This window comes from Leptospira bourretii (assembly GCF_004770145.1).
GTDB lineage: Bacteria > Spirochaetota > Leptospiria > Leptospirales > Leptospiraceae > Leptospira_A > Leptospira_A bourretii.
In genome coordinates this window covers 479,131-505,472 of record NZ_RQFW01000005.1, presented here as the reverse complement: position 1 = coordinate 505,472, position 26,342 = coordinate 479,131, and the positions used below count along the sequence as shown (strand labels likewise).

At 36.2% G+C, this 26,342-nt stretch carries 23 protein-coding genes; 12 read left to right on the top strand and 11 right to left on the bottom strand.

Annotated features, from left to right (window positions below):
- Window positions 1-21: 21 nt before the first annotated feature.
- From EHQ47_RS03985 to EHQ47_RS03975, 3 genes are read left to right on the top strand one after another with little or no spacing between them, the layout of a single operon-like run.
- Window positions 22-471, top strand: a complete 450-nt coding sequence (locus tag EHQ47_RS03985; RefSeq protein ID WP_135748151.1) for an SRPBCC family protein — start codon at window positions 22-24, stop codon at window positions 469-471.
- Window positions 472-516: 45 nt separating this feature from the next.
- The gene (locus EHQ47_RS03980; RefSeq protein WP_135748152.1) at window positions 517-933 is read left to right on the top strand and encodes an SRPBCC family protein; all 417 of its coding nucleotides are present in this window, start codon (window positions 517-519) and stop codon (window positions 931-933) included.
- Between the two features lie 48 nt (window positions 934-981).
- Complete coding sequence (locus EHQ47_RS03975; protein WP_135749911.1) at window positions 982-3,720, top strand: ATP-binding protein; 2,739 nt, start codon at window positions 982-984, stop codon at window positions 3,718-3,720.
- A gap of 189 nt (window positions 3,721-3,909) precedes the next feature.
- On the opposite strand, the gene EHQ47_RS03970 is transcribed toward EHQ47_RS03975, so the two are convergent.
- Window positions 3,910-4,491, bottom strand: a complete 582-nt coding sequence (locus EHQ47_RS03970; protein ID WP_135749910.1) for a hypothetical protein — start codon at window positions 4,489-4,491, stop codon at window positions 3,910-3,912.
- A 508-nt stretch (window positions 4,492-4,999) separates the two neighbouring features.
- On the opposite strand from EHQ47_RS03970, the gene EHQ47_RS03965 reads away from it, so the two are divergent.
- Window positions 5,000-5,971, top strand: a complete 972-nt coding sequence (locus EHQ47_RS03965) for a ribonucleotide-diphosphate reductase subunit beta (protein WP_134151876.1) — start codon at window positions 5,000-5,002, stop codon at window positions 5,969-5,971.
- A gap of 20 nt (window positions 5,972-5,991) precedes the next feature.
- Window positions 5,992-8,373 carry a ribonucleoside-diphosphate reductase subunit alpha gene (locus EHQ47_RS03960; RefSeq protein ID WP_135776591.1) on the top strand — a complete coding sequence of 794 codons (2,382 nt, stop codon included), beginning with the start codon at window positions 5,992-5,994 and terminating at the stop codon, window positions 8,371-8,373.
- A 71-nt stretch (window positions 8,374-8,444) separates the two neighbouring features.
- Here the strand turns inward: EHQ47_RS03960 and EHQ47_RS03955 are convergent, their stop codons facing one another.
- Complete coding sequence (locus tag EHQ47_RS03955; protein ID WP_135776590.1) at window positions 8,445-9,533, bottom strand: calcium:cation antiporter; 1,089 nt, start codon at window positions 9,531-9,533, stop codon at window positions 8,445-8,447.
- Window positions 9,534-9,832: 299 nt separating this feature from the next.
- Here EHQ47_RS03955 and EHQ47_RS03950 point away from each other — a divergent pair, with 299 nt between their 5' ends.
- The 3 genes from EHQ47_RS03950 (at window position 9,833) to EHQ47_RS03935 (ending at window position 13,750) form a co-directional block, all read left to right on the top strand.
- Complete coding sequence (locus EHQ47_RS03950) at window positions 9,833-11,245, top strand: beta-propeller fold lactonase family protein (RefSeq protein WP_135776589.1); 1,413 nt, start codon at window positions 9,833-9,835, stop codon at window positions 11,243-11,245.
- 459 nt (window positions 11,246-11,704) lie between these two features.
- Window positions 11,705-12,955 (top strand): beta-propeller fold lactonase family protein, encoded by a 1,251-nt coding sequence (locus EHQ47_RS03940; RefSeq protein WP_244290209.1) that lies wholly within the window; start codon window positions 11,705-11,707, stop codon window positions 12,953-12,955.
- A 54-nt stretch (window positions 12,956-13,009) separates the two neighbouring features.
- Window positions 13,010-13,750: a type 1 glutamine amidotransferase domain-containing protein gene (locus tag EHQ47_RS03935; RefSeq protein WP_135776587.1), complete on the top strand. Its 741-nt coding sequence runs from the start codon at window positions 13,010-13,012 to the stop codon at window positions 13,748-13,750.
- A 160-nt stretch (window positions 13,751-13,910) separates the two neighbouring features.
- On the opposite strand, the gene EHQ47_RS03930 is transcribed toward EHQ47_RS03935, so the two are convergent.
- Window positions 13,911-14,666 (bottom strand): oxygen-binding di-iron domain-containing protein, encoded by a 756-nt coding sequence (locus EHQ47_RS03930; protein WP_135776586.1) that lies wholly within the window; start codon window positions 14,664-14,666, stop codon window positions 13,911-13,913.
- A 3-nt stretch (window positions 14,667-14,669) separates the two neighbouring features.
- Complete coding sequence (locus tag EHQ47_RS03925; RefSeq protein ID WP_135776585.1) at window positions 14,670-15,275, bottom strand: hypothetical protein; 606 nt, start codon at window positions 15,273-15,275, stop codon at window positions 14,670-14,672.
- 362 nt (window positions 15,276-15,637) lie between these two features.
- On the opposite strand from EHQ47_RS03925, the gene EHQ47_RS03920 reads away from it, so the two are divergent.
- On the top strand, window positions 15,638-16,684 hold the full coding sequence (locus EHQ47_RS03920; RefSeq protein WP_135776584.1) for an alpha/beta hydrolase family protein: 1,047 nt from the start codon (window positions 15,638-15,640) through the stop codon (window positions 16,682-16,684).
- A 30-nt stretch (window positions 16,685-16,714) separates the two neighbouring features.
- On the opposite strand, the gene rocD is transcribed toward EHQ47_RS03920, so the two are convergent.
- Entirely contained in the window at window positions 16,715-17,938 is a 1,224-nt protein-coding gene (gene rocD / locus EHQ47_RS03915) for an ornithine--oxo-acid transaminase (RefSeq protein WP_135747334.1), read from the bottom strand.
- A gap of 106 nt (window positions 17,939-18,044) precedes the next feature.
- Here rocD and EHQ47_RS03910 point away from each other — a divergent pair, with 106 nt between their 5' ends.
- Together EHQ47_RS03910 and EHQ47_RS03905 are read left to right on the top strand one after the other, a co-directional pair.
- Window positions 18,045-19,364, top strand: a complete 1,320-nt coding sequence (locus EHQ47_RS03910) for a proline dehydrogenase family protein (protein ID WP_135776583.1) — start codon at window positions 18,045-18,047, stop codon at window positions 19,362-19,364.
- On the top strand, window positions 19,354-20,916 hold the full coding sequence (locus tag EHQ47_RS03905) for an aldehyde dehydrogenase family protein (RefSeq protein ID WP_135776582.1): 1,563 nt from the start codon (window positions 19,354-19,356) through the stop codon (window positions 20,914-20,916). Before EHQ47_RS03910 ends, EHQ47_RS03905 begins: the two co-directional genes overlap by 11 nt.
- A gap of 44 nt (window positions 20,917-20,960) precedes the next feature.
- Here the strand turns inward: EHQ47_RS03905 and EHQ47_RS03900 are convergent, their stop codons facing one another.
- The 6 genes from EHQ47_RS03900 to EHQ47_RS03875 form a co-directional block, all read right to left on the bottom strand.
- Window positions 20,961-21,935, bottom strand: coding sequence for a hypothetical protein (locus tag EHQ47_RS03900; RefSeq protein ID WP_135776581.1), 975 nt, complete (start codon window positions 21,933-21,935; stop codon window positions 20,961-20,963).
- A 155-nt stretch (window positions 21,936-22,090) separates the two neighbouring features.
- Complete coding sequence (locus tag EHQ47_RS03895) at window positions 22,091-22,456, bottom strand: DUF2200 domain-containing protein (RefSeq protein ID WP_135749907.1); 366 nt, start codon at window positions 22,454-22,456, stop codon at window positions 22,091-22,093.
- Window positions 22,457-22,463: 7 nt separating this feature from the next.
- Entirely contained in the window at window positions 22,464-23,021 is a 558-nt protein-coding gene (locus EHQ47_RS03890) for a dihydrofolate reductase family protein (protein ID WP_135776580.1), read from the bottom strand.
- Window positions 23,022-23,186: 165 nt separating this feature from the next.
- Window positions 23,187-23,612 (bottom strand): DUF3995 domain-containing protein, encoded by a 426-nt coding sequence (locus EHQ47_RS03885; protein ID WP_135747005.1) that lies wholly within the window; start codon window positions 23,610-23,612, stop codon window positions 23,187-23,189.
- A gap of 350 nt (window positions 23,613-23,962) precedes the next feature.
- Complete coding sequence (locus EHQ47_RS03880; RefSeq protein ID WP_244290208.1) at window positions 23,963-24,754, bottom strand: helix-turn-helix domain-containing protein; 792 nt, start codon at window positions 24,752-24,754, stop codon at window positions 23,963-23,965.
- A 73-nt stretch (window positions 24,755-24,827) separates the two neighbouring features.
- Window positions 24,828-25,298, bottom strand: coding sequence for a PaaI family thioesterase (locus EHQ47_RS03875; protein ID WP_135747006.1), 471 nt, complete (start codon window positions 25,296-25,298; stop codon window positions 24,828-24,830).
- Window positions 25,299-25,651: 353 nt separating this feature from the next.
- On the opposite strand from EHQ47_RS03875, the gene EHQ47_RS03870 reads away from it, so the two are divergent.
- On the top strand, window positions 25,652-26,221 hold the full coding sequence (locus tag EHQ47_RS03870; protein ID WP_244290207.1) for a DUF1554 domain-containing protein: 570 nt from the start codon (window positions 25,652-25,654) through the stop codon (window positions 26,219-26,221).
- The last annotated feature ends 121 nt before the right edge of the window (window positions 26,222-26,342 follow it).

The following is a 26,342-nucleotide window of genomic DNA, read 5'->3' as shown; positions in this document are numbered from 1 at the left end:
TGGTATTTTCCGAGGAACACAATGAATACAACAAACCAATTGAATCACAATTTACATTTGCATCTGACAAAAACCATTCATTCTAGTTTGGAAAAAGTTTGGGAGATACTTACATCCCCTAAATACATCAAAGAATATTTGTATGGAACTGAGGCTATTTCAGAATGGAAAGAAGGAAGTTCGCTTTTATTTAAAGGAGTGTGGGAAGGAACACCTTATGAAGAAAAAGGAACCATCCTTAAATTCCAATCTCCTCATACATTCAAATATTCTTATTTTACGGCTTTTTTTGGATTACCGGATCAACCTGAAAACTATTCGATCATTGAAAATCACTTGGAAGAGAAAAACGGAATTGTGACTATTCGTTTAACGCAAACTGGATTTACGGCCGAGGACAAATTGAAACATTCGGAAGAAAGTTGGAACCAATGTTTGGAGATCATAAAAGAAATCGCTGAGAGAAGATAAGAAAATGCTTTTCAAGAAAAATCCGTACAAATAGAATCTCCCGGTATGAAGACCGAGCAAATTACCATTCAATCAACAATACAAACAAATTCCAAAAAAGTTTGGGACGATTACACCAAACCGGAACATATCATCCATTGGAACTTTGCTTCTGACGATTGGCAATGCCCTTGGGCCAAAAATGATTTACGAGTTGGTGGTAAATACAGCGCAAGAATGGAAGCAAAAGATGGAAGTTTTGGTTTCGAGTTTGAAGCCACATATGACAAAGTGATCGATCAAAAATTAATTAGTTATACAATGGAAGATGGTAGAAGAGCCAGTGTAACATTTGAATCTTTGGAAAACCAAACACAAGTCACCATAGTATTTGATGCGGAAGATCAAAATCCCATTGAAATGCAAAGGGGAGGTTGGCAGGCAATCCTCGATAACTTTAAGAAATATGTAGAGTCCAATTGACGTTTATTTTTTGCTTTTTCTTTCATTTTTTCTCGTCTTTAACCTTATATGCCTCCCTTGAATGCATTCACCAGAAATTTCATTCGGGAAATCAGTGTACAAATTCTGGTATTTGGATTCTATTTATTTGCAGGAAAATTAAGCCTCAATCTTTCCTCTATTGATGGATACAGCACACCGGTTTGGCCACCTGCAGGTTTGGCTCTTGGGTTTGTGTTGTTGTTTGGTAAAAAAGTCTGGTTCGCTTTATTTTTGGGGGCTTATTTTACCAACACCAACTATCTCCCTACAACGGAGAGTTGGATTCAGTTTTTAATTTCTAATCCACAAAACATAACCATTTCATTTGGGAATTCCTCTGCCGCTCTGATAGGTGCTCACTTTTTAAAAAAGTATTCCAACCCAAATTTAAATATCTTCCAAGCTCATGAGATTTTAATCTTTTTTATCTTAGCAGGACCAGTCAACGCTCTCATTTCTTCTATTATCGGAAGTTTGTCTTTATTATATTTTAAAATCATTTACTTCGAATTTTTATTCCAAACTTGGCTTACTTGGTGGATGGGTGACTCAATTGGGATTATCATTTTTACTCCACTATTGATATTGATTTGGAAATGGTATAGAGGTGAAGAAAAATTATTAAGACTGATTATTTTTGCTTCAGCAACAATGAGTACATTTGTTTTTACTCTATCTATTTTTTTTGTTACGAAAAATTGGGAAAAAGAATTTATTAAGTATAGAATCAAATCTGATGGACAAATTATTTCAACAGGAATTGAAAATCAATTTTTAGAAACATTAAGAGTTGTAAAATCATTGGGTGCTTTTTTAGCACTTACCGAACATTTAAATCGTCAAAATTTTGATCAATTTTCTAAAGAGATTATAGAAGATGCAAATGGTGTAGCTGCATTGTCTTGGGATCCTTTGATCAAACATTCTTCACGTTTGACAAGTGAAACAAAAATGAAGATAGATTATCCAGAATCAAATGGTATCTATGAAAAAAAAGAGGAAAGAATCATTCCCGCCAAAGAAAAATCCGATTATGTTTTTATTCGATATATATTTCCTTACTCAGAAAACAAACATGCCATTGGGTTTAATTTATTGTCTGATCCAACAAGAGAAAAGGCATTGTTCAGTGCCACAGAAAGAAAAGGGATCGAAATTACAGGAAAAATCAATCTTGTCCAAAACTTAGAAAACAATTTAGGATTTTTGGTTTTTTATCCAGTGACAAGGTTGAATCGGGAATATGGATTTGCAGTGGCAGCGGTTCGTATCGCCACCATTATGAATAATGCAGTCATTGGAAATGACCAAAACCATTTATGTATTAGAATAGAAGAGGCAAGTGAACCAAACCATGTTGAAATATTTTCAAAAGATTGTTCCAATACAGATGAAAAAATTTTTTCAGAGTTTTTATATGAACATCCAATCACAATCGGTTCTCATGTATTAAATATCAAAACCATTGCCACTAAAAAGTACTTTCAAATGAATCTTACCAATGCATCGCGATTTCTTTTGATCGTATCTTCTTTGTTAACAGGGTTACTCGGAATTTTAATCCTAATTATTATGGGAAAAGAAAAAAGCATTCAGGACATAGTTGAAAAAAGAACTTTTGAATTAGAAAAAGCAAATCGTGTAAAATCTGAGTTTTTAGCAAACATGAGTCATGAAATCCGAACTCCAATGAATGGAGTTTTGGGAATGTTGACATTACTGGAACAAACAAAAATAGATTTTGAACAACAAGACTATTTAGATAATGCAAAAAAGTCTGTTTTATCTCTTTTGACAATCATCAATGATATTTTAGATGTTTCTAAGTTAGAAAATAAAAAGTTAGAGATTCTTCCAAAACCAACGGATATAAACAAATTATGTAAAGATGTGGTTCAGTTGTTTTTAGCGGATGCAATCAAAAAGAATTTAGAGTTTCATATTAATTTATCTGGATTGGATTCTGATTTACATATATTGATTGATGAAAATAGACTTCGCCAAATATTGATTAACCTAATTGCAAATGCATTGAAGTTTACTTCGGAAGGTTCCGTAAGTCTAAATGTTTCATTGAGCAACGATCAAAAATTTCTTATATTTGTAGTAAGAGATACTGGAATCGGAATTTCTGATGAAAACATTCATAAACTGTTTAATCGTTTTGTCCAATTAGAAGATTCACGCACTAAAAAATTTGAAGGTTCTGGACTTGGATTGTACATTTCCAAACAACTTGTAAACTTGATGGGCGGAGAAATCGAAGTTCATAGTCATTTGAATGAAGGTTCCAGTTTTCAATTTACAATTCCATTCGAAAAAACCGACCAAAAAGAAACAACTATTGAAAATGCCAGTACCAAGGTAATTAACCCTGATCAAAAATATCATATTTTGGTCGCAGAAGATAACTTATTAAACCAAAAGTTTATACTAAAAATATTTCAAAAGGAAAATATTGAAGTAAGCCTTGCATCAAATGGAGAAGAAGTAATACAACTGTTAGATGCATCTCTTGGCCACTTGGAAAATCGGTATGATATGATTCTCATGGACATTCAGATGCCTGTCCTTGATGGAATGGAAGCCACTAAACTCATTCGCAAACGAGATGATTCTTATCGTGACATCCCTATCATTGCTATCACTGCAAATAGTATGGATTCCCAATTGAATGAATATCTGGAAAATGGAATGAATGGTTATGTAAAAAAACCAATCATTCTCTCTGAACTTTTGACAACGATATATAAAAATTTGACTTAATCAAATTGGATTATTGTCGGATCTGTGCGAGCTAAGACAATCGAAAGATCTGAATGCATTGTTGGGAAAAAAGTTGGTATTCCAATGAGAAGACTTATTATTTTAGATTCAATTGTGAAGCCGTTAATTTTAAGTCTATCTATGACATGAATTGTCAAACAAATAAAAGTAAATTTAAATTCTGTATATTTAAAATGATAATTCATAAGAAATTAAAAACTTTTGTGCGTTAAAATTTTGTCCTATGTTTATTGAATCTTTTTGAATATCGAATTGTAATCCAGATCCGTTGGTTCCTTTTTCCCAAGAAATTCCATACCAGTAGGTATAGCATAGTTGCATAATATATTTTAATGCGAGTAGGTTAAGTTTCAATTCATTGTTTTCTCGAATTTTATCTAAGTCTTTTTTTGATTCCAAACTATAAAGTAATAAAATTAAATTCTGGTCTGATGAAGTCGGCTGGTTTAAATAAGAAAATTGTAAAAATTTTTGTGATTCGGAAAATGTTTCCCTACCTCGTTCTTCGTCGTTGTGACCTTTATATTCTGATCTTGCAAGTAAGGTTGTAATTCCTGCGACAAGATATCCCTTACGGTACTCTTTTCCATGAATCAAACCCCATCCTGGTAAAACTGCACTTCTCCAAACTAAATCCCATCTTGATCGATTCTCATTTTTGGAATCACTTAAATTATCTTTCGGAGTAACTTCTGCTGCTTGTGAAGCTGTAAATGCAGTTAACAGTAGTATGAATATGATTTTTTTCATAGTGTTGTTAGATAGATTTTGAATGTTCCTAAAGGACTGATACAAGAAATTTGATAATCTATGGGAATTATCTTTTTCCCAATAGAACAGGTTTCTTCATTAGAGTCTTTTTTTGAAATTTCCCTCGTTTTATTCCATTGACAAAATATGTCTCATACGGTTTCTTTAGATTCTATTCCGGGAGGAATGAGGTGAAACTCCTCAACTGACGGCGCAACCGTAAATTCTTATCAAATCAGATAAGAAAAGTCGGATCTTCCCACATATGAATCGCCCGTAAACGATCATCTGTACCGAAAATTTTTTCAGGGCCCCGGACTATTGCTACCGGGATACCCACACCTTCTTCCAAACAAGTTGTTGTGTTCCGGGTCGACGAGATTTGGCCATGGAAAAAATCCATTCCATACCAATTTCAACCAATAAACATATGTTTGTTGGTATTGTGTGATTCTCTTCTGGCAAAAGAGGTGCATAAAATATAGAAATTCGAACCTGGAGTTGTTGAATGGATTACCAATCAGAAGTTTTATTAAAAGAAAATAAGGATCGATTTGTGATCCTTCCCATTAAGTTTCCTAAAATTTGGGAGATGTATAAAAAACAACAGGCATCCTTTTGGACGGCAGAAGAAATCGATTTGAGTGGAGATTTGGATGATTGGAATTCCTTATCAAATAACGAAAGATTTTTTTTAAGTAATGTTTTGGCATTTTTTGCTGCAAGTGATGGAATCGTAAACGAAAACTTAGCCGTAAACTTTATGCGTGAAGTCCAACTTCCTGAAGTTAGGTGTTTCTACGGTTTTCAAATTATGATGGAAAATATCCACTCTGAAACCTATTCGCTTTTAATTGATACGTATATTAAAGATCCAAAAGAAAAAAATAGACTTTTCCATTCCATAGAAACCATTCCTGCCGTTCAAAAAAAATCAGAATGGGCCTTACGTTGGATAGGTGAAGGGAATTTTGCGGAACGACTCCTTGCCTTTGCTGCTGTGGAAGGAATATTTTTTAGTGGGAGTTTTTGCGCTATTTTTTGGATGAAAAAACGAGGACTTCTGCCTGGCCTTAGTTTTTCCAATGAACTGATCAGTCGCGATGAAGCTTTACATTGTGAGTTTGCTTGTATCCTATTTAAAATGATAAATGAAAAACCAAGTGCCGAACGAGTGTATGAAATTTTTACCGATGCAGTCAATATAGAAAAAGAATTCATCACCGAATCGTTGTCAGTGGATCTGATTGGGATGAATGCGAAACTTATGCAACAATACATTGAATTTGTGGCAGATCGTTGGCTCATTGAACTTGGATTTGAAAAACTATATTATTCCTCCAATCCTTTCGATTTTATGGAAATGATTTCCTTGGAAGGCAAAACAAATTTTTTTGAAAAACGAGTGGGTGAATACCAAAAGGCTGGTGTTTTAAATTCGGAACAAGGTTTTACATTCTCTTTGAATGAAGATTTTTAAAATTTAATAAAGGTGTCATTATGTTTGTAATCAAAAGAAATGGAAAAAGTGAATCGGTAAAGTTTGATAAAGTGACGGCCAGGATTGAAAAGTTATCCTATGGTCTCAGCCGTTTGGTCAGTCCCATTGATGTTGCCAAAAAAGTAATCGAAGGAATTTATGATGGTGTTACCACTTCGGAACTTGACAATCTGGCGGCAGAAATTGCTGCTTCTCTCACCACCAAACACCCAGATTACGCTCTTCTAGCGAGTCGTATTGCTGTGAGTAACCTACACAAAAACACAACCAAATCCTTTTCGGAAACGATGGAACAGTTGTATTCCTATATCGATCCAAAAACCAATAAACAGATGCCTCTTATTGCAGATGATGTTTGGGAAATTATCAAAATACATTCAGAACTTTTGGATAGCTCCATTATTTATGATAGAGATTTTGGATTTGATTATTTTGGATTCCGCACTTTAGAAAAATCCTATTTATTAAAATTAAACGGCCAAATCGTAGAACGTCCACAACATATGTACATGAGAGTTGCTCTGGGAATCCATAAACATCGAATAGACGATGTTATCAAAACTTATCATTTAATGAGCGAACGTTGGTTCACTCACGCCACACCTACACTGTTTAATGCAGGAACTCCGAAACCACAAATGAGTAGCTGTTTTCTTTTGACTATGAAAGACGATAGCATCGATGGAATTTACGATACTCTCAAACAAACTGCAAAAATATCCCAAAGTGCAGGTGGGATTGGTTTATCCATTCATAATATCAGAGCCACTGGTTCTTATATTGGTGGTACGAATGGAACAAGTAATGGAATCATTCCCATGTTACGGGTGTTTAATGATACAGCCCGTTATGTAGACCAAGGTGGTGGGAAACGCAAAGGAGCATTTGCCATTTATTTGGAACCTTGGCATGCAGATATCTTTCCATTTTTGGAATTAAAGAAAAATCATGGCAAAGAAGAGATGCGGGCTCGTGATTTGTTTTTTGCACTTTGGATTTCGGATCTATTTATGAAACGAGTGGAAGAGGGTGGCGACTGGAGTTTGTTTTGTCCTAATGAAGCCCCAGGTTTATCGGAAGTTTATGGAGATGAGTTTGCTTCTTTATATGAACAGTATGAAAAAGAAGGGCGAGCCAGAACCAAAGTCAAAGCACAAGACCTTTGGTTTGCTATCGTTGAATCTCAAATTGAAACAGGAACACCTTATTTATTGTACAAAGATGCAGCCAATGCAAAAAGTAATCAGAAAAATTTAGGAACTATCAAAAGTAGTAACCTTTGCACAGAAATTTTAGAATTCACAAGTCCAGAGGAAGTTGCAGTTTGTAATTTAGCTTCTGTCGCCTTGCCAAAGTTTGTTTCTGAAGGTAAGTTTTTATTCGACAAGTTATATGAAATTGTCTATCAGATGACGGTGAATTTGAATCGTATCATTGATGAAAATTATTACCCTGTCCCCGAAGCAAAAAATTCTAATTTGAAACATCGTCCCATTGGGATTGGTGTCCAAGGTCTTGCCGATGTTTTTATCCTACTTCGTATGCCTTATGAAAGTGAAGTCGCAAAAAACCTCAATATTGAAATTTTTGAAACCATCTACTTTGCCGCCATGACTGCAAGTAAAGACATTGCCAAAGAAGAAGGAACATATCCAAGTTTTCTTGGTTCTCCGCTTTCTGAAGGGATTTTCCAATTTGATCTATGGAATGTCAAACCAACGGGTCGATGGGATTTCGAATCACTCCGGAAAGAAGTGATCCAATATGGAACACGGAATTCTCTCCTCGTCGCTCCGATGCCCACCGCATCTACTTCCCAAATTTTAGGAAACAATGAATGTTTTGAACCTTATACTTCCAATATCTATTCGAGACGAGTCCTCAGTGGAGAATTCATTATTGTAAACAAACATTTGTTACATGATTTGATCGAACTAGGGCTTTGGAATTCGGAGATGAAAAACCAAATCATAGCAGCAGGTGGTAGCATCCAATCCATTCCTTCTATTCCCGATTCCATCAAAGAAATTTACAAAACAGTTTGGGAAATGAAACAAAGATCTCTCATTGATATGGCAAGAGATAGAGGTGCTTTTATCTGCCAGTCCCAATCCTTAAATTTATTTGTGGAAAATCCAACTGTATCCAAACTCACCTCCATGCATTTTTACGCTTGGAAACAAGGTTTAAAAACAGGGATGTATTATCTACGAACCAAAGCTGCTTCGCAGGCCATCCAATTCACAATCGAAAAAGAACAAATCCAAAAAACAAAAGAAAATGTCTCCAATCCATTGCCAGCTAACAAAAAAGAGGTGGAATCTGAATTTGTGGGTGAAGCATGTTCTATGGAAGAAGGTTGTCTAGTCTGCGGTAGTTAACGAATCATCATTAGAAGTCGAAGAGTTTAGGAGTTAGATTTTGAATCTAACTTCTAAACTGTATCCAAATTCTATGGCATAAGTGAAATTGCCAAAAAGGATGCCATAATCACTAAATGGATGAGTCCATGAAGAGATGTGGTCCTTCCCGACCCAAAGGTAAAACTTCCTGCAAGAAAGGTTACCATTAAAAATACAATTCCTTTGGTATCTAACCCAAGGGTTAATGGTTTATCAAATAACAACGAATAAAGGCTAACCGCCGGTATAGTTAGGGCAATACTGGCAGCTCCTGATCCCAATGCTAAGTTCAAACTCGTTTGTAGTTCATTGATTTTGGCGGCATTCATGGCTGCCAATGTTTCTGGAGCCAAAACAAGAATGGCAATCACAATCCCTACCACTGCTTTGGGAGCACCTAATGCAGAAATGGTGTTTTCAATCGTTGGGCTAAGGATTTTTGATAATCCAACGACTGCGAAAAGAGAAAATAAAAGAGAAATAAAACTAGTGATGGCCCTTTTTTGACTTGGTCTTGTGTGAGTGGTCACTACGGGAGCCAGCTCTCCTTCTGAGGCTGAAAAAAAGTTTTTATGTGATTTTGTTTGTGACCATACAAGGGATCCATACAAAACAAGAGAGGCGAGCGATACAAACATGAGTTGTCCTGCACTATAAGTCCCTTTGTTTGTAGATGTTGTGTATAAAGGCAAAATCAATGTAAGCGTGGAAAGTACTGCCAAAACTCCAAGCAAAGCAGTAGTTCCCACTAATTGGAATCCTAGTTCCTTGTGCTTTAATCCACCTAACAAAATACAGATGCCTATGATTCCGTTGGTGACAATCATAAGCGCAGCAAAAACGGTATCCCTTGCAATTTGTGGTGAGTCTGCTGTGTCATTACTCATAAGGCTGACAATGAGTGCCACTTCGATCACTGTTACAGAAATTGCCAAAATCAAAGTTCCAAGTGCTGGGCCCACTCGTTCCGCAATGACCTCAGCGCTGTGAACGGCACTGGAGATACCCACTGCTAAAAAAACTACAGCGAATGCGATGAGGAGTCCTTCGCCAATGGGTGCGACCATAGCAAAGACCAATACCAAAAAGGAAGTATAGGAGAGCCAGTCATTGGATGTGATTGTTTTTGAATTTGTCATATACGTTCTATTCTATAATTTTCACTTCGTTATTTCTCAGACTCTTATTGGACCCGTAATGTTCATTCAATTCCACAAATTTGCCACTTATGTATACACTTTGTGCGCCTCGAATCTCCTTCTAAATCCAAATCGATTACTATCAACGACCGGGCTTTCCGTTCCAATCTCCGCTTCGCTTCGATTTCCACTGCAATCCCTGGCGCTCACTTTGTTAGAAATCTGTTCAGTTTGCCATCACTTCTTAATTTTAGGAATGACAATTTTCATATCCGCTTTACTTATGTTTGTTGATTTCTATGAAAACAAATTGTTCGATTCGAAAAAAATTTCCAAAGTGCACAAACTTTCTGAGAGTTTTTTCCCTGCTGGTTTGTCTTTTTTCGTTCAATGCTTGTCTTCTCAACCCAATTGTTCATAACCTTCTTTTTCCAGAAAAAGATCCTTCTTCCAAATCCTGGTTTGGTCTTTTGGCCTTACTTGCCAGTTCCAACCAGGTAGTCGAACTCAACCATTCTTGGGCTGGGATTCGCAAAGGGGACAGTTTACAACTGGAAGCGCAGTACTATTCAGACGGTGCAAGAAGAGATTCCACTTTCTACTGGACCAGTAGCAATGATTCCGTTGCCACTGTATCGTCTACAGGACTTGTGCAAAGTGTTCGCAATGGAAAGGTTTGGATCACTGCCACAGCAGCCGATGGCAGGACCAGTGCTAGCTCCGATATCACTGTGTATACGGGGTATGTTTATACCACGATGGATTTAAATTCAACAGTTGGCTTTCTGACGATGGATCAGTCAACGGGTCTCCTATCTTCGGTCGGAACGAATCCAACTGGTAATGGACCCACGGGAATCGGAGTCGATCCAACAGGAAAGTTTTTATTTACGGCAAACTTATACAGTGGGACTTTCTCTCAATTTTTAATCAACCAGAGTACGGGTGTTCTCACTGCAAATTCTATCCCCACATATCCTGCGGGAACGGCACCGAGAAATTTGGTGATCACTCCCGATGGAAGGTTTTTATACCTTGCATCGGAAGGCAATATGGAGATTCGTGTTTTTGCGATCAATGCCGATGGCACTCTTAGTTTTCTTTTTGCCTATCCAACTTTTGTTCCCCATAACGTGATTCAAATTTCACGGAATGGGAATTTTATCTTTTATATCAGTCCTAACTTAACGGAAATTGTTTCTTATCGAATCAACTATAATGATGGAAGTTTAACACAAGTAGGAATTAGTCCAAGTTTTCCCAATGGAGGATCAGGTTTTATTTCGACCCATCCTAACGGCAGATATTTATATGTTGCTTCGAGTCTCACTGTTACTGTCCTAAGTTTTGATGGCAATACGGGACAAATGGGTTTTGTGGATTCCGTTTATCATGGATTGAGTACCAATGGGACAGCAATCCATCCTAGTGGGAATTTTTTCTATTTAGTCCATATCAACGAAGGTGAAATTTCTTGTTATACGGTGGAGCCAATTTCGGGGAAAATTTCACTTTCCTCTAAACAGTCCGGACTTATGCCAAACTTGCGTTATATGGTCATCGATCCAACCGGACGTTTCGCTTATGTGGCAAATAATGATAATGTAACTCCAAATATATCCCAGTTTAGTATCAACCAAACCACCGGTGAACTTACTTTAATTGGCACAGTGAATCCAGGAAGTGCTCAATGGAACCTAACCTTTCTATAAACATTGCGATTCATTGTAAAGCCAATGATCCAAAGGTTTAATCACCGATTTTAAGTTTTCGGCAATTCCAACGCATCCTTTCCAATTTTTAATTCCAAAAACCAGTTGATAAACCGTTCCACATCAGTACCAAACGGGATTTAAAAAACGGCCGGACTTTCCGTTCCAATCACCACTTCGCTTCGATTTCCGCTGCAATCCCTGACGCACACTTTGTTTGAATTCTGTTCAGTTTGCGACCACTTCTTATTTTAGGAATGACAATTTTCAAATCCGCTTTACTTATGTTTGTTGGTTCCTATGAAAAGAAATTGTTCGATTCGAAAAAAATTTCCAAAGTGCACAAACTTTCTGAGAGCGTTTTCCCTGCTGGTTTGTCTTTTTTCGTTCAATGCCTGTCTTCTCAATCCAATTGTTCAATGTATCCTTTTTCCCGAAAAAGGTCCTTCTTCCAAATCGTTGTTTGGTCTTATGGCCTTACTTGCCAGTTCCAACCAGGCAGTCGAACTCAACTTTACTTGGGCTGGCATTCGCAAAGGGGACAGTTTACAACTGGAAGCGCAGTACTATTCAGACGGTGCAAGAACAGATTCCACTTTCTACTGGACCAGTAGCAATGATTCTGTTGCCACTGTATCACCAACAGGCCTTGTGCAAAGTGTTAGCAATGGAAAGGTTTGGATCACTGCCACAGCAGCCGATGGAAGAGCTAGTGCCACAAGTGCAATTACCGTTTATTCGGGATATGTATATACGAGTTTAGATTTCAATAATTCTGTAGCGCTTTTAACAATGGATAATTCTACTGGACTCTTGACTTTCAATTCTTCTGCTCTAGTTGGAACCTCTCAGCCAACGGGAATTGGAGTCGATCCAGCCGGTAAATTTTTATATACTGGTGATTTTGGTGGGGCTACCATCTCCCAATTTTTAATCAATCAAACGACAGGAGGGCTTACATCCAATACGCCTGTTTTTGTGGCAGCGGGGACAAATCCAAGAAATTTAGTTACTACTCCTGATAGTAGGTTTTTGTATTTAGCCTCCGAAGGCACTTCAGCCATTCGGGCTTATGCAATCAATCCAAATGGTACTCTTACTTTTCTAAATTCCTATCTAACTATGCCCCGTGGAGAAATTCAAATTTCGCGGAATGGAAATTTTATTTTTTATATGAACCCCTCTGTAACAGAGATTACTTCTTATCAAATCAACTATAGCGACGGAAGTTTATCGCAAGCAGGTGTCAGTCCGACATTTCCTAATAATGGTCCAGGTCATGTTTCGACTCATCCCAATGGCAAATACTTATACGTTGGTACCTTTCCGGCTGTAACAGTATTAAGTTTTGATAGTAATTTCGGGCAAATGGGATTTGTGGATTCTGTGTTTCATGGTATGAGCACCAATAGCACAGCAATCCATCCCAGTGGACAATTTCTTTATTTAGTTCACATCAACGAAGGTGTGGTTTCTTGTTATACGGTAGATCCGAACTCGGGAAAAATTTCGTACTCGTCTAACGTGTCTGGCTATTCTGGAAATAGTTTGAGGTTTATGGTGATCGATCCTACGGGACGTTTTGCCTATGTAGCTGCTAATACGGGTAATAATTTATTTCAATTTAGTATCAACCAAATTACAGGTGAGCTCACTCCGATGGGGACTGCCAATGCAGGGGGCCCCCAGTGGAATTTGACTTTTTTATAATGGCCAAAATCAAGTTTTCGCTTAAGACTGGAATTTCTCCCTTAAGGAAATGATATGATTCTAATTCCTATCCCTAGTTCTGATTTTGATCCGAGTGAAGCCTCCCTTCCATGGAAACTATTATCTGAATCAAATTTCAAATTTCAGTTTGCCACACCCGATGGAAAAAAAGCAAAGGCAGACGAACGGATGTTAACTGGAAAGGGACTCGGAATTTTGAAATCCGGGTTTATGGCACGCAGAGATGCAAAAGATGCTTATTCGGAAATGGAGAATTCTAAAGAATTTCAGAATCCCATTCCTTATTCTAAAATCAAAGAAAAAGAATTCCAAGCCATTCTTTTGCCAGGGGGACATGCCCAAGGTATGAAAGAATACTTAGAATCTAAAATTTTACAAAACGTAGTAGTGGATTTTTTTCATTCGAATAAACCAGTGGCGGCAATTTGTCATGGCGTATTGCTAGCCGCAAGAAGTATTGATCCTAAGACAAATAAGTCTGTCTTATATGAAAAAAATACAACTGCCCTTTTACAAAAACAGGAACTACTCGCATACTACGCTACGAAACTTTGGTTAGGAAATTATTACAAAACTTATCCGCTGACTGTACAAGCAGAAGTCACAAGTTTTTTAAAATCAAAAGAGCAGTTCAAAACTGGCGGAAGTTTCTCCGTGAGAGATAGTTTAGAAAACCCAGGGGTTGGATTTACAGTGGTAGATGGAAATTATGTATCTGCGAGATGGCCTGGTGATGTTTATCAATTTACAAACGATTTCAAATCAATACTCTAATAGATTTAAGTAATTTCCTTGAATTTTTTTTAAAATTAAACTTTGGAAACAAATTACTTTAAAAATTTAAATTTCATCTATATCACAGAAATTTTTTTCGATGCCTTTTGTATTTGCAATACCTTAACAAAAATCAAAATCCAATGATCGATTCCCGATTTTATGGTTTTGGCAATTCCAATGCATCCATTCCAATTTTTAATTCCGAAAACCAGTTGATAAATCGTTCCACATCGTCACCTTGAAACACAGAGCCATGTTGTGGGCAAAGCATATCTGGTTTGAGATTAGAAATTCGTTCACACCATGCTACTTTGGCTTGTTCGGAAGCCATCCATCGTTTGTGGAATTTTTCCATAAAACGAATGTGTTTATCAAAATCTTTTACAATCAAATCTGTTTCGTCTAAAGGAAGTAAGGCGGCGCCCACATCACCACTAAAAAGAATTTTTGCCGCAGGATCCCAAAGATTTAAATTTCCAGCACTATGTAAAAAATGCGCAGGTATGGATCTCAGTTTGATGTTCTGGTGGAGAATTTCCATTCCTTCGTCAGGCATCGGAATGAAAGTATCAGCATTCCCCCCAAAATGTGGCAAAAAACCTGTCCATAACCAACTCACATAACAACGAATTGATGGATTGACCTCAAGCCAAAGAGAAATCGAAGAAACAATATCTGGATCTTGGTGAGATGCAAAAATATTTTTAATTTGGGATGCGGGAAACACATCCACCAATGCTGAAAATACTTCAGGAAAAATTTCACTACCACCAGGATCGGTGAGTAAACCTATTCCATCTGACTCAATTAAATATTCATTGGTGTCAATCAACCAGTTTGGTTTGGCCGGGTCTCTTGCAATGACAGACCATTTGTGATCGTTATCAGAATATATAGTTTGGATCTTTTTCATGGTTTACCATAGTTTTGAAAGATATCGATAAGATGTTTCGATGATATTTAAAGCTCCATCAAAACTTTCTGCAACTGCTAAAAATAATTTTTGATTCTCTACAATGGTAGCAGATTCGATTCGCGTTTGTAAAGAAACAGTTCGACCTTCTAAACAAAGTTTAGTGGAACTCCGAACAATATGACGAATATCATCAAATTCTTTCCGCAACTGCAAATCCAACATTTCCTTTTCCTCGTTGCGATTGTTTAGGCTATATTCTATATTTTTATAATGGTCAAGCTTCATCCCCCTGGACTTACAAGTTTCAACAGAAACATGTAAGAGTCGGTTCACCTTGGAAATCTTTTGCATTTCGCTTGCCATTCGAATCACAACCGTAATTGCTTTGGTTAACTTTTCATTTACATCTTGAATTTTGTTATTAAAATGAATGATCTCTGCTGCCACAACACCATAACTAGCGGCGAATGCTCCAGAGTTTGCCGAAAGAATTTGTGCATTGAGTGCACGAATTTTTAAACTATATAGTAAAATCCTAAGTTTTAAAATTTCTTCATTAGTAAAAATAATTTTCTGGAAAAACTCTTTTGTTTCTTCATCTGCCATCAGGAGAACCTAACACGAATTCCAATTACGGGGAACAGACTAAAGAGATCATATTTTTATCCATTTGTCAAGAAGAGATATTGTGAGTGGGGCGCCTCGCATTGGATTCAATTTTTAGATGGGAGAGTGGCCACGACCAGGCTTTCCGTTCCAATCTACGCTTTCGCTCCGATTTCCACTGCAATCCTTGGCGCAAGAAAACTGAAAGGTTATCTTTATCTAAACCACTTACTTATATTTTTAGTTCGACAATTTAGTGAAAGATTTAGATATGAATCATCATCATATCAATCAAAACCATTATAAAGTTTTTTATGATCATGATATTCTTCAGATTAAAAAGGATTCGGTAGTTGTACTCAATGAATCAATTCAAAGCTTGGTTTCAATCCATCAACTTTCTACTTGGATTACAAAGTGATGACGAAACTCTTCCTTATGTTACAGAAATTCAAATTCCCGTTGGCAAAAGAGTTTTAAAAGCAGATTGTTATACACCAAAATCCAAATCACTCGGAACCATTGTGACCATCAATGGATTGGCACCTCTTGGAAACCGAGATCCAAGATTCATTACCGTCAACAAAAGTCTCAGTAAAATTGGATACACAGTGGTCAGTCCATTCTATGACGAAATTTGTGATTATAAAATTTCTCTTCGCAATATCGAAGATATTAAAGATTCTATTTTATTTATCTCAAACCAAAAGGAGCTCTGTCCCTCTGGTAAAGTTTCTATCTTTGCTCCTTCGTTTTCAGGTTCCTTGAGTCTTGTTGCTGCAAGTGACAAAAAGATTGCCGAAAAAATCAATTGTATCTGCGCCATTGGAGCTTTTGCAAAAGTAGATGATGTCATTGAAAACTTATTTGCAAATCAGAATTTAGATGAATATGGTCGAATGATCCTTCTCCTCAATTTTCTTCCCATCGCCATTGGAAAAAATCAAAGTTTATTCAAAGCAATCAAACTCGCAATTTTGGATAACTATTACAAAACAAAAGACTTACGATTGGAACCTCATTACCAAAAAATGAAAAAAGCAGATCGTAATATTTTTGATCAATTGAAATACGATACAGAATTTAGAATCAAACATTGGAAAACAGTTGTTAAAAATGGAGGCAAAAGCCGAGAACTAATCACAGCTTTGTCTGTAACCAACCATATCCATTCTCTCAATTTACCAATTTTATTAATTCATGGTTTAAAAGATGATGTTGTACCAGCGTATGAGTCTTCCATGTTACATAAGAAATTAGTGCAAAGAGGTGTTGAAAGTAAACTTTGTATCACTACATTGATTTCACATGGAGATACAGGATTTGGATTCAATACATTGCTAGAATTACCAAAACTGATTTCATCATTTTCTTTCTTTTTCTTAAAAGCAAAAGACCAAAAGAAATAAAAATCGTTTCAATGGTTTAAGGTTTTGGAATCATTCAACTGAAATTGGAATTGTATCAATTACCTTTTTGATTGTTTCCAAAGCTTCGTTCATCTCCTCTTTTTGGATCACAAGAGGTGGTGCAAACCGAACCGTATTTTTATGGGTTTCTTTTGCTAAAATACCATTTTTCATTAATTCCAAACAAAGTTCTTTCGCATCCACATAACTTTGGAATTGAACCGCATTTAAAAGTCCTTTTCCTCTTACCGATTGGATGGACGGATGTTTCCAGGATGTGATGGTTTCTCGAAATAAAGATCCCATCTTTTTTGCATTCTCTGACATTTTTTCATCGAGGATTGTTTTTACAGAAGCCATCGCTACTTCACATGCCAGAGGATTTCCGCCAAATGTAGAACCATGTTCTCCTGGTTTCAAAAGTAATAAAATTTCATTGGAACCTAACACACAGGAGATGGGCATCATTCCTCCCGACAGTGCTTTTCCTAAAAGTAGTAGGTCAGGTTTTATATTGGAGTAGTCAGAACAAACAAGTTCTCCTGTTCTACCCAAACCAGTTTGAATTTCATCAACAATTAACAATACATTATGAAGTTTGCATATTTTACTCACTTCACTTAAATAATGTTCGTCGGGAACTATCACTCCAGCTTCCCCTTGGATGGCTTCCACCATAAATGCGGCCACATTTTTATCAGAAACTGCTTGTTTGAGTGCCTCTAAGTCATTGTAGGGAATGATTTCATATCCAGGCAAAAAAGGCCCAAATTCATTTTTACTTTTTGGATCTGTTGAGGAGGAGATTGCTGCAATGGTTCTTCCCCAAAAGTTTCCTTCACAAAAAATGATTTTGGCTTTGTCTTGTGGAATTTTTTTCTTTTGGTATCCCCATTTTCTGGCAAGTTTGATTGCAGTTTCTCCTGCTTCGACACCGGTATTCATTGGCAATACTCGATCGTATCCAAAAGTTGAAGTCATAAACTCAGTAAAGAGTGGAAGTTTGTCGTTATGAAAAGCACGAGAAGTAAGTGTAAGAATAGCAGATTGTTTTTGAAAAACTTCCACAATCTTTGGATGGCAATGACCTTGGTTCACAGCACTATAAGCAGAGAGGAAATCAAAATATTTATTTCCTTCAATATCCCAAAGATAAATTCCTTCACCTTTGGTTAATACAACTGGTAAAGGAGAATAGTTGAATGCTCCAAACTTAGATTCTTTTTCGATAAATAAATCTGTTAATTTACCCATTGGGAAATAAAAACATCTAAGATATTGTTTACAACTCCTTTCGTATTTAGTAATCTAATTTCTTGAAAGAATTTAGAGTTTTAATCCAAAGATTAGTTGTTACATTATGTTTACAAAACAATTGCAAGACGAAGATGAAGAAATTCTAAAAATAGCAAAAGAAATAAATGCAACTTCTGGATCTTTGTCCCAACGATTTTTATTCTTTATCACTTCTCTTTTGATTCACTTTGGATTTCGTTACCCAAAACTAAAATTACAAACTTTTAAATTCATAGATGTTTTGCCTTCCCTTGAAACAAAAAATATCTATTCCTATATCAAAATTTATATTTTTTATGAAGACACAGAGATTCCTAGTTTTCTAAAAACCTCGATACATTTTTTAATTCATCATTTTTATTTAAGTTCAATTGTTTCTTATGTTTTATTAAGAGTGGTTCAATTCTTTGCAAAACTTTTTATTCTATCTGAATCAAAAGAAAATTTGCATAAAAAAACAAATCAAACTAGACCTCGTACTTATGATATTTTAGGTGAAATTGCTTTATCTCCCAGGGAGGCAAAAGAATACCGAAAACAATATATCGATTTGATTGAAGGATTACCCGAAGTCATTTCTAATATCAATCCAATACGCAGAACCAATATATCTATCAAATGTTCTGGGATTGAAACCAGACTTTTCCCTGAAGCAGAAGAGGTAAGCATTCAGTTTTTGAAAGAAGCCCTTCGCCCCATCCTTCGTTTGGCTATGACAAAAGGTATTGGAATCAATTTAGATATGGAACAATATGATTTAAAATCAATCATCACACGTACAGCCCAAGAGTTATTTTTAGAAGAAGACTTCAAATTGTACCCACATTTTGGAATTGTTGTTCAATCTTATTTAAAGTCATCAAACGAAGAATTAGTTGTATGGAGAAAATATGCGAAACTCAGAGGAGTTCCTATCACCATTCGGCTTGTGAAAGGTGCTTATTTAGAATATGAACGTATCAAATCCGAAGAACGCTGCTGGCAATCGCCTGTATTTGATTCAAAAAAAGAAACAGATATCCAATTTGAAAAAAATGTTTTGTATCTTTTAGAATCATTTCCGTATATTAGATCTGCATTTGGTACACATAACCTCCGTTCAATTTCTTTTGTTTTATATCATACAAATCAAAAATTCATCACTGATTTTGAAATCCAAATGTTATATGGAATGGCTGGTAAGTACAAATTTAGTTTAGAATCTCTAGGTTATCCAATCAGAGAATATTCTCCGATTGGATCTTTGTTACCGGGAATGGCATATTTAATCCGAAGACTTTTAGAAAATACTTCTAACCAAGGATTTTTGTATCAATTGAGTCAGGGAAAAAAATTAGATTCTTTGGTTAAAAATCCAAATAAGGAAACACAATATGGAATTTAAAAATGAACCAATCAGAGATTTTTCATTAGAAAAAGAAAGATCTTCCATACGAAAAACATTGGATTCCATACCGAAATTGTTTCCATTTCAAATCCCAATTTCGATAGGAACAAAAGAAAAGTTTTCTGAAAAACTGTTGGCTCATAAGAATCCTTGGTCACCAGAACTTATGGTGACAAACGTATCGTTGTCCAAGGCCAATGATTTAGAAGAAACAATCCAAATTTCAAAAAAACATTGGTATTCTTGGAAAGAACAATCACAAGAAGAACGTTCTCGTTTACTTTTGAAAGTGGCAGAAAGATTAATCAGCAAAAAAGATTTTATTCTTTCTGTTTGTATTTGGGAAACAGGCAAACATATCACCGAAGCCGAAATTGAATTTGCGGAGGCCATTGATTTTTGTCGTTATTATGCAATGTTAGCTCTAAATAAACTATCTCCACAAAAAACAATTTTGTTAGGTGAAGATAATATTTATTATTACCAACCCAAAGGAATAGTGGGATGTATAACACCTTGGAATTTTCCAATGGCTATTTTTACTGGAATGTGCGCGGGCCCACTGGTAGTTGGAAACATTGTCATAACAAAACCAGCTGAAGAAACTTCGGCCACTGCCTATGAGATCGCAAAATGTTTTTGGGAAGTTGGAATTCCCAAAGAAGTATTTCATTTTTTACCTGGTATCGGTTCTGAAATTGGAGAAGCCATTATCAATCATCCAGAGGTTTCTGTTATTAGCTTCACTGGTTCCAGAGATGTTGGTTTATCAATTCTTCGCTCGGCTTCGATTGTTTCCCCAAAACAATCGATCATTAAAAAAGTCATTTGTGAGTTAGGTGGGAAAAATGCTATGATTGTGGATGCGGACGCAGATTTAGATGTTGCCATTCAATCTATTTTACCTTCTGCTTTTGGGTTCCAAGGACAAAAGTGTAGTGCCTTATCGAGATTGTATGTGCACAAGGATTGTTATCAGAGACTAAAGGAACGTTTGATCGATGCGATGGATGGACTACTTGTTGGTTCCCCTTTGGATTTTGGGAATCGAGTTGGGCCTGTAATCCATGAAGAAAGTTTTTTGAGACTTACCAAAATCCAAAAGGAAAACGAATCTTTTATCGTTGGGAAAACACGGTCCATCCCCACTGAAGGGTTTTATATTTCTCCAAGTCTTTATGAACCTCCCAAGGATTCTAGTATGTGGAGATCAGAAATATTCGGTCCTCTGTTATCGATGCAGAAGATATCTAGTTTTTCAGAAGGAATTCAATTGGTAAACGATTCAGATTATGCGCTCACTTGTGGAGTCATCTCTCGAAATCCAAAGAATGTGATGGAAGCAAAATTAAAAATCGATGCGGGAAATTTGTATATCAATCGTGGAATCACAGGAGCAATTGTCAACAGACAACCATTTGGTGGTGGAAAGTTATCAGGTACTGGTGCAAAAGCAGGAGGCCCCGATTATTTATCACTTTTTGTCGAAGGACGAACGTTCACAGAAAATACTATGCGACATGGATTCTCAAGAGATACAATCCAATAACAATAACCACCACACTCTCGTTTTACTACTAAATTGAAATGCTCTTAGATTTCTATTCGGATCCTAGCATTTTCTTTGATAATATATTCCTGAAATTCGGGTTCATACATTTTTATTTTTTCAGAAATGGACTGTTTTGTTTGGTAGAGTTTTTTGTAATTTTGTAAGGAAAATTTTTCCGTATCCAAAATGGTATTTGATTCTTTTTGTTCGATATCGTAGACCAACTGATCCATCATTGAAATATATGTGATATAAAAGGAAAGGACCTCCATTTTGAGTTCATTGTCTTTTATTTCTGGAATAGAATTAAATTTTTCTAACAAGTTTTCCCCGATGGCATTTAATGCATTTGTTTTGTTTTCGATACTTTCTTTGGAGTCGCGAATTTGTAGAAAATTATGGAGTAGATGTATACTCGCAATTTGATTGATTAAAATTATTTTTGATAAATTGGTATTTTTGAAGTCTTCAACTAAAAATGTTTCAAATTTAGTAATTTTGAATTGTTGTGGTAACAAATAGTTTTCAATGAATAAGGATTCGATAGCATAGGCATCGGCTTCAAATAATGCTTTAACCATTCTATTGTTTTTATAAAAAACAAAATATTGTTGGCTGTTGAAATAATCATAAGCATGGGTAAACTCATGTACCAATGCAGAATAAAAGACACTTGGATTTTTTTCATACTGATCCAAAAAATATGTTCCTATTATGATGGCAGGTTTTCTGTTTTCATTATAGTAATCGTTAAATCCCATCGCAGAAAGATCGTTATTTGCATTGATGTCTATGGTAAATACAATTTCTCCCTTAACAGCTTGTTCCATAATGAATTTTACTTTTTGTTCGACTAAATCGTTTTTTTTAGGAGAAGATTTGAAAACAATTTCGAAATTACTAATGGCACTTCTAAGAATGAATTCATATTGTTTTTGCGGCTTTTGGGTTTTGTTTTGTTGGGAAACACAAAACTGAAAAACCAATAAAGAGAGAATGATTGTAATTCTTTTCATGAAGTATTCCGTTTTTATAAAAGTAGGTGGGGTGCTTTGTTGAACAGAAATTAGATGAACACTTGTCAGTTGGCAAGCATTATATTGTTAAACTTTGGTTTCTGGTAGCTTTTCTTATCGTGCGATAAAAAAAAATTTTGTTTTTACTCTATCAATTAAGGATTTCTTAAAATTTTATCCATTGATTTGCCTTTCGCTAATTCATCCACCAGTTTGTCTAAATATCTGACTTTTTGAGTTAAGGGGTTTTGGATTTCTTCCACACGATAACCACAAATCATCCCCGTGATTAAGTGTGCATTTTTGTTTAATTTTGCCTTTCCAAAGAAAGTTTGGAAGTTTACTTTCTCATCGGTTAGTTCTTTTATTTTTTTTGTATCAAAAGAAGTTAACCATTCAATGACCTGATCTAATTCTTTTTTCGTTCTTCCTTTTTTTTCTATCTTTGTAAGATACATTGGATAAACGGATGCAAAAGTCATTTGCGCCATTTTTTCATTGTGTTTGTCTGATGGTTCCATGTTATTTTTACCTTCGTTTTTGATAGTGGAGTGCTGTGGCACCAGAGGGAAACGTTTGTGAGCCTAAAAAATCCAATTGAATACCCTTTGGTAAACTGATTGTATCGAATAAACGTGGTCCACTTCCTACAATTACCGGATGGATCACAAACCGATATTCATCAATGAGTTTTGCTTCTGAAAGTTGAGAGGCAAGACTCAGACTACCAATACAAATATCCTTTCCTGGTTTTTCTTTTAATACAATGATTTCATCTACTAACGGTCCTTTTGCGATTCTAGTATTGGAATCTTCAACTTGTTTTAAAGTTTTTGTGAATAAAATTTTTTCGAGCGATGTGAAAATCTCTGCAAATTCATTGCTGGTTTTTGACATGGACTTATTTTTTGCAACTTCTGGCCAATAAGGTACCATCAGTTGATAGGTAGTCCTTCCATATAGAATTTGATCCGCACCTTTTAGTATGTTTGTGAAGTATTGGTGTAGATCATTATCGGCCACCATATCCGTATGTCCATAAAATCCATCCGCAGACGCATTGATTGCAAATACTACTTTTCTCATTTGCCTTTTTATAATGAGTTTGGTTGAAGATGAAAGAATATTTTGACAGATTATCCGTTTACTTTGAGAAATTTTAAGTTTCGCTTTGGATTTCTGACCAACAAAGCCCAAAGGAAAATTGAGAGAACACTGTTTTTTTACTTCTTCTGTCGACTTATTGGAAACTTATAAGATTTGAACTAGAAGAAGAAATCCAATGATGAGACATAGGGGATTGTAGATTCGTTTTGTATAATACACGAATATCGGTTTCCACTGTTTGGTGATAAATGGAAAATAAGCGAGTATCCCTCTTAAGAAAAATATCAGAGAGGCTGTTGCAATAAAAAATTTTAATCCATTCTCAACGTCCCCGTTTAATGCAAGATTAGTTCTCCATATCCAAACGATCGGTAACATTGCAAACAGAACTAAACAACAAGCAACAAACAAACACATAAGACGAGAGGGAAACTGATCGCCTTTTCCAAAAACTAAATCAATTAATTCTTGTTTGGTTTTTCCTGGCCAGAGTCCTCCAAATCCCCAATAAACATGGATGGCGGAGATGGATAAGAGGAGAAGGGTTGATGTAATGGTGATTAAGATCATTGTAGAAAATGGAAAGTATAGAAGGGGCGAAAGAAAGTCTTTTTTTTATTACTTGCGGTTTCCACCCATCCCGCCTTTTTCAAAATTTCATTGAAGGTTAGTCGTATTACGTATACCCGCACCCGTAAGTCTTTATGTGGTGGGTAATTGCATTGCAATTAAAACCCACAAATCAGTTGATATTTGTATTTCGCATAGCTCGCCTCGCATAATCAAGCAGCTATTGGCTTTTCGCATAGCCCCTCTCCCCTGTATATCTTCTTCCGTTCAATTAAAACAGCTATTTGTATTGCGTATATCCATCAATAGTTTTGGATCGCAGGAATCATTAAAATGCCACTCCCGAAATTCTAAGGAGCTTTTAGTATTTTTTCGATTTGTTCGTTTTGAATGTACCAACGAATGGATTTTCCTTTTTGAAAAACGGAAGAAGGAGAAATACCGAAGATCTCCCGAAATGCATTGGTGAAATGAGCTTGGTCGTAGAAGCCTGCACTAAGGGCTGCATCGGCCAGTGTGGCACCATCTTTGATTGCGATCACAGCGGTTTTGATTCGAAACCACTTACGAAAAGCGCGAATGGGCAGCCCAACTGCATTTTTAAATTCATGTTGTAACCATGACTCTGACATTCCGATTTCATTGGCAAGTTCTAGAACATTGATGGTTTCTTCTGGATTTTCTATGATTATACGTAAAACATTAATTATACGATCGTCGTCTTGTATTTTTTTGGCTGGTGCCAATCGGTTAAAAGGAAAGGAACGGTTCAGAATTTCCGGATATAAATCTGGGTTTGATGTCAGAATTTCAAAACAAGTTGCAATTAATTCTGGAGCCCAAGTGGGATTGGCAGAAAGTTTTTCGGGGCCAGCCTCTTTTGTGAGAATCTCTCCAATTTCACTTCCTGGATCCGCAAACAAAATACCTACAGATCCATCAAGAATAGTTTCGTGACTCAATGTTCCATCAAAAACAAAACATCGAGAACTCATCCACTGTTTGTTCCCTTTGACACGTTTTTTGATTTCCGTATCCAGGCCAACAACCGTCGCAGAGGTAACGGTAGAATGAAATGAAAGATAAGGCAATCTTCCGACGAACAAAACAGCACCTCTAAGGGCACAGATTACATTCTGCATCTGCTCATGTTAAACGAAAGATTAACAAAAACAATCGAAAACTTTGACTGAATCAGTTAATCGATAGAAAAAATTATCGAGGTTCTGCAATTGCGTATTTGTATTTTGCTTGTGCTGTTCTTTTATTTTCTTCGTTAAAAAAGTCACAGACGTATTCCAGAAGTTTTCCATTTTTTTGAACAAGTTTTGCTTTTGCACGTACGGTTTCAGTTCGTACGGGGCGTAGGTATCGTATCGAAGCATCCATTGTAAATGTTCTTTCTCTTTCGTTTTCCACATGGAAGAAGGCCATGATTGAGGTTAGTGTATCTCCGACACTGAAGAAACAACCTCCATGCATAAATCCGTGGAGGGCTCTATTGCTTTGAGAGTAGGGAATATCGGCTTCCGAAATTTCCGATGTGAGATTCAAAACTTTCATATTCGTTGCACCAGGATGGCACTGGTCGATTAGATTTTGGGCCTGTTCGATGAGAGAACAGTTTTCTTTTAAGGTAAAAAGATCCGTTGGTACATTATGATATAGCAATTCTAGGACAGTCATCTTTTGCTCGTTTATTTTTGATAGATAAGAGTAACATTTTGATACGCTTGGGTCTTGGAAAAATCTGCAGATCTTTGGTTCTTATGTCCGTACTCTGCGGATTTTTCGGTTTTGGAATTTGGGATAGCCTTGAAGGACTGGCATCAACTGTACAAAGGAAAGGTATTTTTTGACTCCTGATTCCCGTCCCCGGAGGACAAAAGAAAATAGTATGATATAATTAGGCGGTGCGGATTGTATTTTTGATAATAAAAGTCGGATTTTCTTTTCTCTGCCTATTCAGCTGTTTTAACTGTAAACCAGCTGATTTGTGTAATGCAGCTGATGTTTCCAGTAAATGCGGAATCTTACAATTGGCTAGACCAAGTCCAATTTCTTCGAGTGCACCAACCACTCCTCACTGTTCCCCCTGTAAATTGTTTGTTACCGCAACTGGTTATAATGCCAATTTGTTAGGAATAACAGGTGCTGATAGTAAATGTTCCTCCGATACTAACAAACCTACCACCGGAACTTATAAGGCACTCCTTGTGGATGATGTCAATCGCAGAGCTTGTACAAGTACAAACTGCACTTCTGGCGGAGTCTTGGAGCAAATTGATTGGGTTTTGGCACCTAATACTAGTTACGAATCTTTAAATACATCTAATTTTATTTTTACATCTGATCAAAATGGTGTATTTACGAATACCTTAACGAACCCATTTTCGGCACCAACAGGGATTTGGACAGGCATCAAAAACAATCCGAATTGGGATTGGCAGACTGATACCTCACATACTTGTTCGTCTTGGACGGATAACATATCAGCAAACTGCGGAACCTATGGGGTTACAAGTTGGACCGATAGTCGTTCGATTGCAATCACGTCCGCATACGCAAGTGGAGGGACTTTAAATAATTTATTATGCGTGGAGCAATAGTTAAATACTGTTAGCTTTGAATTTAGAAATGACCCTGAATTCAAAAATTTACTTCCATTGACCGAATTCGCTTTGACGATTCTTGACTAATTTTATAAATTACGGAACAATTCTTGGCTGA